This window comes from Gluconacetobacter tumulicola, from assembly GCF_014174215.1.
GTDB lineage: Bacteria > Pseudomonadota > Alphaproteobacteria > Acetobacterales > Acetobacteraceae > Gluconacetobacter > Gluconacetobacter tumulicola.
In genome coordinates this window covers 18,675-27,055 of sequence record NZ_JABEQL010000041.1, presented here as the reverse complement: position 1 = coordinate 27,055, position 8,381 = coordinate 18,675, and the positions used below count along the sequence as shown (strand labels likewise).

The following is an 8,381-nucleotide window of genomic DNA, read 5'->3' as shown; positions in this document are numbered from 1 at the left end:
CCGGATTATGGGACGTCATCGGTCTCATCTCACAAAACTTCATGCCCGCCGAATGCGCAAACTACTTCAGGGCCGCAGGATATGATCCAAACAGATCGGATTAGACTCTAATGTGGGGAATACCCCCCATGGTCTCCGCTTCAAGAACTGAGAAGCAAATCCCGTCCAGCAAGTCGGAGGGAACCAGTTCTGGAAAAGCTTCATCCAATGTTACCCACTCGCCGCGATCCAGCCGCAGCTTTGCGCTGTTGTCCGTCATATCCGCCGCCCCACGCCGGCTACCCCCACGCATGAATGGAAGCGGCGCGGCGGGCCAAGCGTGGGGTCCCGGCGTTCGGCGGCCAAACCTAGCCGCGCCAGGGGCTATGATCTGGGACAAAGCAGGAACAGGCAAGCCTTGCGGTGGGGCGGCCATGTGCAAAAGGTGTCATACGCATGCCCCAGTAAATCGCGGGCCAACGACCAGGCCGGAAAATCCTGATCGCCGGGCGGAAGCACGTCATCGTCATCAAGCCCGATGGTGTCCAGCACCATCCGGGCCTTGGCGCGCAGGCCCGCTGCTGTTCGGGCTGGCATGGACATGGCTTGCCGTCGTAAGTCATCAGCGACCAGAAAGAGCCGGTCCTGTTCGGTCTCGGCGTCAGGTGGCATGTGAATGACACCGGACCACCGCTCTACGGACGCCACGAATGCCGCCTGCGCGTCCTGTGCGCAGGTGGCAATCCGCATGAATTCGGCATCGCCCGCAGCCTTCGGCGCCGGGGTGGCTGCCATGTGATCATTCATGGCGCGCCCCGTTTTTTGATGGTGACAGGGCTATCAACGTCGATGCCGCTGGCCGCCTCGCTGATGATGGCACAGCGCTCTTCGATCATCTGTCCGGCCCACCTCATGGCACTCCCGACTTCGGACATCGCAACGCTGTTGGGCGAGAGGCAGTCTGTCACGGCGGTACCGGCCCAGCGCAGAAGAATGGCCAACTGGGCCAAATCATCGGAGGCATGGGTGATATCGCAGACCGGGGACAGGCTCTTCGCGGGGCCTTTGCTGACGTTGTAATGGGCGTTCATCGGCCGTTCTCCGCCAGCACCAGCGGCGCAGAACGGATGGCCAGCGTCTCCGGCCGGGCGAAGCCGGCCAGGGCGACGAAAAAGAGGAATGTAATGGCAACCGATGTCCCAGTTGCGCGTACGAGTATCCATGCCCACGTTTGTGAGCATGTGCCATAGGCAAGATCAGCCATTGCCGAAACTCCGATTCGGTTGTGGTTAGGCCGGACGAGAAGGTCCTACGCTTCTCGTTCGGCCATTTGTTCATTGATGAACGGCCAATTCAGTGCCATAACGCCAAAATGGCCGCAAGCGAAAATGGCACCAAAATTTCCATAACCCCCGGACAGGCTCGCGCTGCCCGTGCGTTTATCGGATGGTCTCAAGACCAGATGGCTGTGAATAGCGGCATACCAAAACGGACAATTGTCAGATTTGAACTGGGTGAGGGTGCGCCACGAGCAGCAACCTTGTCAGCCATCCGCACAGCCCTGGAAACCGCCGGCGTTGAGTTCATTCCCGAAAATGGTGGTGGCGCAGGAGTGCGGCTGAGGAAGGATGCCCCCATCACGCCGCCCATGTCCGTCCAGGCCGATCCCGACGAGGCCCCGGACCTGACCGACGCATTTTTTGACCAGGCGGAAATCCGCGAAGGCGACCGGGTCATCCGTTCGGGCCGGGATCGGCGGGCGAACAGGAAGGATGGCGCATGACGCCGCGCGAGAAGCTGATCCACAACGAGACGACGAAGCTACGCGCCAATGCCGTCAACACGGTGGCAACCTATGCCCTCACCGCCGGCGTTGTGTCGCCTGTCTTATCCCTGGTGGCATCGTCCCCTACGCCAACGCAGCGGCTCATAATTCTGGCTGCCGGGTCTTTGTCTGCTATGGTGGCGTTCGGGCTGTATTGGGTGGCCGGAGCCTTGCTGAAAGGTCTGGAAGAATGAACACGGTGGTTTTCGCCCTTAGCGTCTTCTGGATTCCCGTGGCGTTCGGGCTGGCGGGGCTGGCTCTTTATGCGATGGGCCGGCGCGATATCTGATCTGTCTGGGGCAGAGGGGATCGGTCATGGCACATGCGAAAGCCGGGCATCTGGCAGTCTATGGCGGTTGGCGAAAGCACCTCCGCTGGCTCAAGCGCCCCTTCTGGAAACGGCACCGGGCGGCGGAACGCCGCGAGGCACGCGACCCGGCGCGTCGGTAGGGGTGCGCTGGTAGTTCGGTCCTTCGCCTTTGCACAGAACTGAATATCAAGCCTGTGGCCGCAGCGGCACTACGTTGCCGGCCTGCTGACCCTGCGTGCGGCCCTCCGCTACGGTCAGGACATGGCGGCCCCAGCTATCGAGCGCCGCCGCCCGCTCGGCTTCGAATTCGTGGCCCTGATAGACGGCAGCCACGCCCTTGATGGCGCCTTGCACATGGTTCAGGACGCGATCTGCCACATGGTGGCCGATCCCCAGCCGCGCCATGACCGTCACGCCCGTTCGCCGCAGGTCGTGTAGCCGCCAGTCCGTATCCGGCAGGGATGAGGCTTCTTTTCCCGGCGGCGTGCCCACCGCCTTGGCCATCGCCTGTTCCAGCCGGGTCTTGGCCTTGGAGAAGCCGCTGATGGGCGCGCGGCCGGTGGTGGTGAAGACATAGGGCGACAGGGTATCGGTCTTCGGGTCAGGCTGCCGGGGCAGGCCGGCAAGGATGTGCCTGGCGGGTTCCGACAGATGGACGATATGCGCTCGGCCGTTCTTTGCCCGCTCGGCCGGTAGCGTCCAGATGGTCAGGTCGGGGGAGAGTTCGGCCCAACTCATGCCCGCCACTTCGTCGCGGCGTTGCAGCGTCAGGGTCAGCAGGCGGAAGAACGGGCCGAACGGGTAGGGCAGCCGGCCGGCGGCGTTCCAGATGGCCGCCAGTTCCAGGTCTGTCAGCACCCGCTCCCGCGATATGTCGCGCCCTTCCGGGATTGCTCCGGTGAACGGGTTGGCGGGCACCAGACCCCGCTTTTCTGCCCAGCCGAACATTGATCGCCCCAGCGCATGGAGCCGCCTGGCCGATACCGGGTGATTGCGGGCGACGTCATCCAGTCGGGTCTGAATTTCCGCCGTCGTGATCGCGCGGGCGGGGCTGCCCAGCAGCTTGGGGAGGCTGGCACGCAGGCGGGCGGGGCCTTCTTTGGCGTAGGACGGGCTGCGATCCTGCAAGGGGCCTTCCTGCCACCGACCGATCAGCCGATCCAGCGTCAGGACGTAGGCCGCCGCTTCCGCCTTCCGGCGGATTATCTCGGCCTGTGCGGCCAGGGCATGGGCCTTTCTTTCCCCGACCGGATCGCCACCGGCCAGCACACGGCCGCGCGCTTCCTCGGCCAGCTTTCGGGCCTGGGCTGGGGTCAGGTCGCCATAGGGGCCGAGGACCAGACGCCGCACGCGCCCGGCGAATCGATATTGGAACAGGAAGACCTTCGAGCCGGTCTCGGTCACGCGAATCGCGAAGCCGCGCACTTCGTCGTCCATGAACAGCGCGTCCCGCTTCCCCGGCGGGCAGGCCAGAACGTCGATTTCCCGCTTTGTCAGCTTCATCGGCTGGCCCCGGTTACACCTGTTACACCATTGGAAATGGAAGGTGTAACCAGCATGAGAGGAAAAAAGTCAATAAAAACAGTATATAATATATGTGTGTTACACCTATTACACCTATACACCTGCAATTGTGTATCTCCCCAGATTTTTCAGCCCCTCGGACTGCCTTTTCGGGCCTGTCGGCCACCGTTCCGGACTCAATCCGGACTCATTTAGAATCGTAATACAGGCGTCTTCGGGCACCACTAGGCATCTCGTCGCCTTTTTCGTCTCACTTATCCCATTGTTTTTGCACGACTAGGCATCGTGAGGCACTTTGAGGGTATTTTATAGCACCTGTTTCGTAATGATGGGGTCGGGAGTTCGAATCTCTTCACCGGCACCACTTCAGTCTTCTGATGGTCGCAGATCATGGGCTGAATGGTTTGGCAGCATACTGCCCTCCCTGTCTTCGGGTTTCACCAAGACATTTTTCCATATGATGATATCGTTGGCGTTCGTGCCGTCTTTGCCCTCCTGAAGGGCTGATGCCTGTTTCCGTGGCGGCGGACTCAAGAGATCGTTATCGTATATCCCGTAGACGGGGGCAGGGTTGGGCGAGGGGGTGTCGCCAGCCTGCGGTGCCGTTGTCCAAATATTCTGGTTTTCACGTGATGACCCCGGAAGCGCCGGGTTGGTCATGCGATGGTGCGGCGGCTATTCGTGAGGAAAGATTTCCTCCATCCATCCGTCCTCCGGCTTTGGTCATGGCAGCAATATGCTGAATGACTATCGCCGGTCCGATTTTGATCTATAGTACGGTGGGTCATGAGCGAGACGATGTCAGCGCGGACTTCACGCATGTTCCGTCGGGCCGCATGGCCACGTCGGACAGCCGACCTGCGCCATGTCCGCACGATCGGCGATCTGGTGGAATGCCCCGGATGCGGCCTGTTTCAGCGCCGCCCGCCCTTGCGGGCCGGCGAATTGGCCGCGTGTGCGCGGTGCGGGCAGACGCTGGAATGGCGGCGCCGGACCTCGCCGCTCCAGACGCCGCTGGCGTTCTGCATCAGTTCCTGTGCCCTCTATCTGGCGGCCCTGGCGTCATCGCTGATGACGCTGGATGTGTATGGGCGCGAGCGCACGGTGGATCTGGTCACCGGGCCGATGGAATTGCTGCATGAAGGGTGGGGCGAGGCTGGGATTCTGGTCGGGCTGGTGACCGTCGCGGCGCCCGCGGTGGTGATCGGCATGATGTTCGCCATCCTCTATGCTGCCAGTCGGCGCCATATGCCCGACTGGGCGCCGCACCTGCTGATCTGGTACGAAAAGATGCGGCCCTGGTCGATGATCGAGGTCTATGTCCTGGGCATCTTCGTCGCCTACACCAAGCTGACCGATCTGGCCCATGTCGATGTGGGGCCGGCCGTCTACCTGATTTCGGCGCTGATGCTGACCATGGCGGCCACGGATTCGACGCTGGATACCGAACGGATCTGGCAGCACCGGCGCGTGGATGCCGTCACGCGCCAGGAAGACGGCGAGCGGGTGATGGTCAGCAATGTCCATATCGACGATATTCCGCTGCCGCCGGTCGATCATCTGGTGGCGTGCCAGTCCTGCGGGTTGGTAGGTGAGCTGGGCGCGCCGGTGAGCAATCTGCGCTGTGTCGGCATCTGCCCGCGTTGCGGCCATCGGGTGTGGCGCCGGGCCCCGGACACGCTGGCGCGGACCAGTGCCTTACTGATGGCGGCTGTCATCTTCTATTTTCCGGCCAATCTCTACCCGGTCATGACCTTCTTCAAGCTGGGAGGCGGGGGCGGCCATACGATCATCGAGGGGGCGATCGAGCTGTGGCAGGACGGGATGATCCCGCTGTCGCTGCTGGTGTTCTTCGCCAGCATCCTGGTGCCGATGCTCAAGATCCTCAGTCTGAGCTGGATGGTGACCAGCACCTGGCGCGGGTCGTCCTTCGCGCTGGTGCAGCGCACGCGGCTGTTCCGCGTCGTCGACATTATCGGCCGGTGGTCGATGATCGACGTGTTCATGGTTTCGATCCTGGTGGCGGTGGTCCGGTTCAATACGCTGGCGAGCGTCACGGCCAATGCCGGCATGGTGGCCTTCGCCTCGGTGGTGGTGCTGACCCTGTTCGCGGCATGGAGCTTCGACCCTAGGGTGATGTGGGATGCGGCGGGCCTGAACGGCCCGTCTCCCGATGGTGTGACGTCCGCCGCCGTGCGCGCGCGGCGTGGCCGGAACGCGGCAAGGACTGACAGGATGGAGCCAAGGCAGGCGTGACCGACGACCCACAAGATCATTCCGGCGATCGCGCTGCCTCGGCGCCCGAGGCCACGGCGCGCCGCTATCGTTTCTCGATCGTCTGGCTGGTTCCGATCGTGGCGCTGGGTATTGCGGGCTATCTGGGCTGGCGCGGCATCATGGGGCGGGGCCCGGTCATCACCATTGTCTTCGACACCGCGGACGGGCTGACCAGCGGCCAGACCCAGGTCAAGAACAAGGCCGTGCCGCTGGGCACCGTGCAGGACGTGACGCTGACGCGCGACATGCGCCATGTCGAGGTGCGGGTGCGCATGAGCGCCAACGCCTCACCGATGCTGACCGACCATGCGCGCTTCTGGGTGGTGCGGCCGCGTCTGAACGGTGCCAGCGTCACCGGTCTGGAGACGCTGATGACCGGGGCCTATATCGCGATGGATCCGGGCGTGCCGGGCGGGACCAGCACCACCGAATTCAAGGGGCTGGAGGCGCCGCCGGGGATGCGGTCGGACCAGCCGGGCAATACCTATACGCTGATCAGTCCCTCGCTGGGGTCGATCGGGCAGGGGGCACCGGTCTTCTTCCGCGACATCGATGTGGGTGAGGTGCTGGGCTATACCATGCCGCCGGGGGGCGAGGGGCCGATCCTGATCCAGGTCTTCATCCGCAAGCCCTATGATAGCTACCTGCGCACCGATACGCGGTTCTGGAACGTGTCGGGCGTTCAGGTGGGGCTGGGTGCGGGCGGTCTGAAGGTGAAGCTGCAATCGATCCAGGCCCTGTTTTCGGGCGGGGTCGCGTTCGGCCTGCCGGACAAGCGGGAGGGTACCTTCGCGCCGCAAGCACCCAAGAATTCGGTCTTCCGCCTGTATGACAGCAATGAGGCGGCGGATAATGCGGGCTATCGCGAGCGCGTGTCGCTGGTGACCTACCTGACCAGTTCGGTGTCCGGCCTGACGGTCGGGGCGCAGGTCACGATGTTCGGCATCCAGGTGGGGACCGTGACCAGCGTGAAGCTGGTGCTGGACCAGAAGGCCGGGACCGCCCGGGTGCGGGTGGGGATGGAAATCCAGCCCGAGCGTATCCTGCCGCTCAGCGAGATTCATCGCGACACCATGGCCGCGACCGTCCAGGCGCTGGTGGATAACGGGCTGCGGGCCTCGGTCGACAGCGCCAGCCTGCTGACCGGCGAGTCGATGATCAGTCTGAATTTCGTAAAGAAGGCCACGCCCGCCACGGTGGGGACCGAGGGGATGGCGCTGGTCATTCCCAGCAAGGCCGGCGGGATGAGCGGGATCATGGATTCGCTGTCCACCGTTGCCGACAAGATCGCGGCGATGCCGCTGACGCAGGTGGGCGACAATCTGAACAATCTGCTGGCCCATTCCGACGCGCGGATCGATTCGCCGGAGGTACGCCAAGCCATTGTGGCGCTGCGCGATTCGCTGCGCAACGTCCAGGCGCTGGCCGGCGACGCCCGCAGCGGCATGCACCCGCTATTCCAGCGCCTGCCGCAAATGAGCGCGCAATTGGACAGCACGCTGAAGAACGCGAACAAGCTGATGGGCAGTTATGGCGGCGATACCGACTTCCACCGCGACCTGCAGCAGATGCTGGTGCAGTTGAACGAGGCGGCGCGGTCGCTGCGCTTTCTGACCGATTTCCTCAATCGCCATCCTTCGGCGCTGATCACGGGACGCTAGTCTATGAGACTGCCAGGGCCTCTATCCTCCTTGCATCCATCCCGCCCGTTTGCCTCGCGCCGGGCGGTTCTGCGGGGGGCGGGCGGTCTGCTTGCCGTTGCCGCCGCCGGCCCGCTGGCCGCGTGTTCGTCGGACCCGAATGTCTATACGCTCGTGCCATGGCCCGGCGCCGCACAGGCGGGCGGGCCGGCGGTGATCGAGGTGCGGACGCCTTCGGTGGCGATGGCGCTGGATCGTGAGCGCATCGTGCGCAGCGAAGGCGATTACCGCCTGCTGACCGCCAGCGGCGATGCCTGGGGCGAGGCGCTGCCCGGCATGATCGGCCATGTGCTGACGGCGGACCTGCAGCAGCGCCTGCCGGGCAGCACCATCTTCGCCCAGAACGATGCGGTGGCGACGACGGCGCTGGCCGCCGTCGAACTGACGGTGACGCGCTTTTCGCGCGATGCCGGCGGGCAGGCGGTGCTGGGGGGTAGCCTGGCCGTCCACTGGATCGGGCATGATGGCGGGGCGTCGGAGGTGCTGGCGTTGAACCTGCCGGTCAGCGGTTCGGGCACGGGTGGGCTGGTGGCGGCGCTGAGTGCGCTGCTGGGGCAAGTGGCGGATCGTGCGGCGGCGCATCTGCGGGTGCTGGGGCCTGTTGCGCCGCCCGTCTGATGCTTAACCAGGGCTCTGCCCTGGACCCGGCAGGGCCTGAGGCCCTGCACCCCAATCATTTGATAACGAATGGGTTTTTAAAGGGCCTTGCCCTTTGCGAGGGATGAAACGAAAAAGGGGCGCCGCAAGGCGCCCCTTTTTGTATCCG

At 63.9% G+C, this 8,381-nt stretch carries 9 protein-coding genes; 5 read left to right on the top strand and 4 right to left on the bottom strand.

Annotated features, from left to right (window positions below; all coding sequences use genetic code 11):
* Window positions 1–363: 363 nt before the first annotated feature.
* The 3 genes from HLH29_RS18315 to HLH29_RS18305 are packed head-to-tail and all read right to left on the bottom strand — an operon-like array spanning window position 364 to window position 1,243.
* Window positions 364–774 (bottom strand): hypothetical protein, encoded by a 411-nt coding sequence (locus HLH29_RS18315; protein ID WP_182968815.1) that lies wholly within the window; start codon window positions 772–774, stop codon window positions 364–366.
* 8 nt (window positions 775–782) lie between these two features.
* The gene (locus HLH29_RS18310; protein WP_246374425.1) at window positions 783–1,070 is read right to left on the bottom strand and encodes a hypothetical protein; all 288 of its coding nucleotides are present in this window, start codon (window positions 1,068–1,070) and stop codon (window positions 783–785) included.
* Entirely contained in the window at window positions 1,067–1,243 is a 177-nt protein-coding gene (locus HLH29_RS18305) for a hypothetical protein (RefSeq protein WP_182968814.1), read from the bottom strand. The genes HLH29_RS18310 and HLH29_RS18305 overlap by 4 nt, the downstream gene beginning before the upstream one ends.
* 66 nt (window positions 1,244–1,309) lie before the next feature.
* On the opposite strand from HLH29_RS18305, the gene HLH29_RS18300 reads away from it, so the two are divergent.
* Window positions 1,310–1,762 (top strand): helix-turn-helix domain-containing protein, encoded by a 453-nt coding sequence (locus HLH29_RS18300; RefSeq protein ID WP_246374424.1) that lies wholly within the window; start codon window positions 1,310–1,312, stop codon window positions 1,760–1,762.
* Window positions 1,759–1,998: a hypothetical protein gene (locus HLH29_RS18295; RefSeq protein ID WP_182968813.1), complete on the top strand. Its 240-nt coding sequence runs from the start codon at window positions 1,759–1,761 to the stop codon at window positions 1,996–1,998. The genes HLH29_RS18300 and HLH29_RS18295 overlap by 4 nt, the downstream gene beginning before the upstream one ends.
* A 302-nt stretch (window positions 1,999–2,300) precedes the next feature.
* Here HLH29_RS18295 and HLH29_RS18290 read toward each other — a convergent pair whose 3' ends face one another.
* Window positions 2,301–3,617 carry a tyrosine-type recombinase/integrase gene (locus HLH29_RS18290; protein ID WP_182968812.1) on the bottom strand — a complete coding sequence of 439 codons (1,317 nt, stop codon included), beginning with the start codon at window positions 3,615–3,617 and terminating at the stop codon, window positions 2,301–2,303.
* Window positions 3,618–4,457: 840 nt separating this feature from the next.
* On the opposite strand from HLH29_RS18290, the gene HLH29_RS18285 reads away from it, so the two are divergent.
* From HLH29_RS18285 to HLH29_RS18275, 3 genes are read left to right on the top strand one after another with little or no spacing between them, the layout of a single operon-like run.
* Window positions 4,458–5,894 (top strand): paraquat-inducible protein A, encoded by a 1,437-nt coding sequence (locus HLH29_RS18285; protein WP_246374423.1) that lies wholly within the window; start codon window positions 4,458–4,460, stop codon window positions 5,892–5,894.
* Window positions 5,891–7,576, top strand: a complete 1,686-nt coding sequence (locus tag HLH29_RS18280) for an MlaD family protein (protein WP_182968810.1) — start codon at window positions 5,891–5,893, stop codon at window positions 7,574–7,576. Before HLH29_RS18285 ends, HLH29_RS18280 begins: the two co-directional genes overlap by 4 nt.
* A 30-nt stretch (window positions 7,577–7,606) precedes the next feature.
* Entirely contained in the window at window positions 7,607–8,233 is a 627-nt protein-coding gene (locus HLH29_RS18275; protein WP_246374422.1) for a PqiC family protein, read from the top strand.
* Window positions 8,234–8,381: the final 148 nt, after the last annotated feature.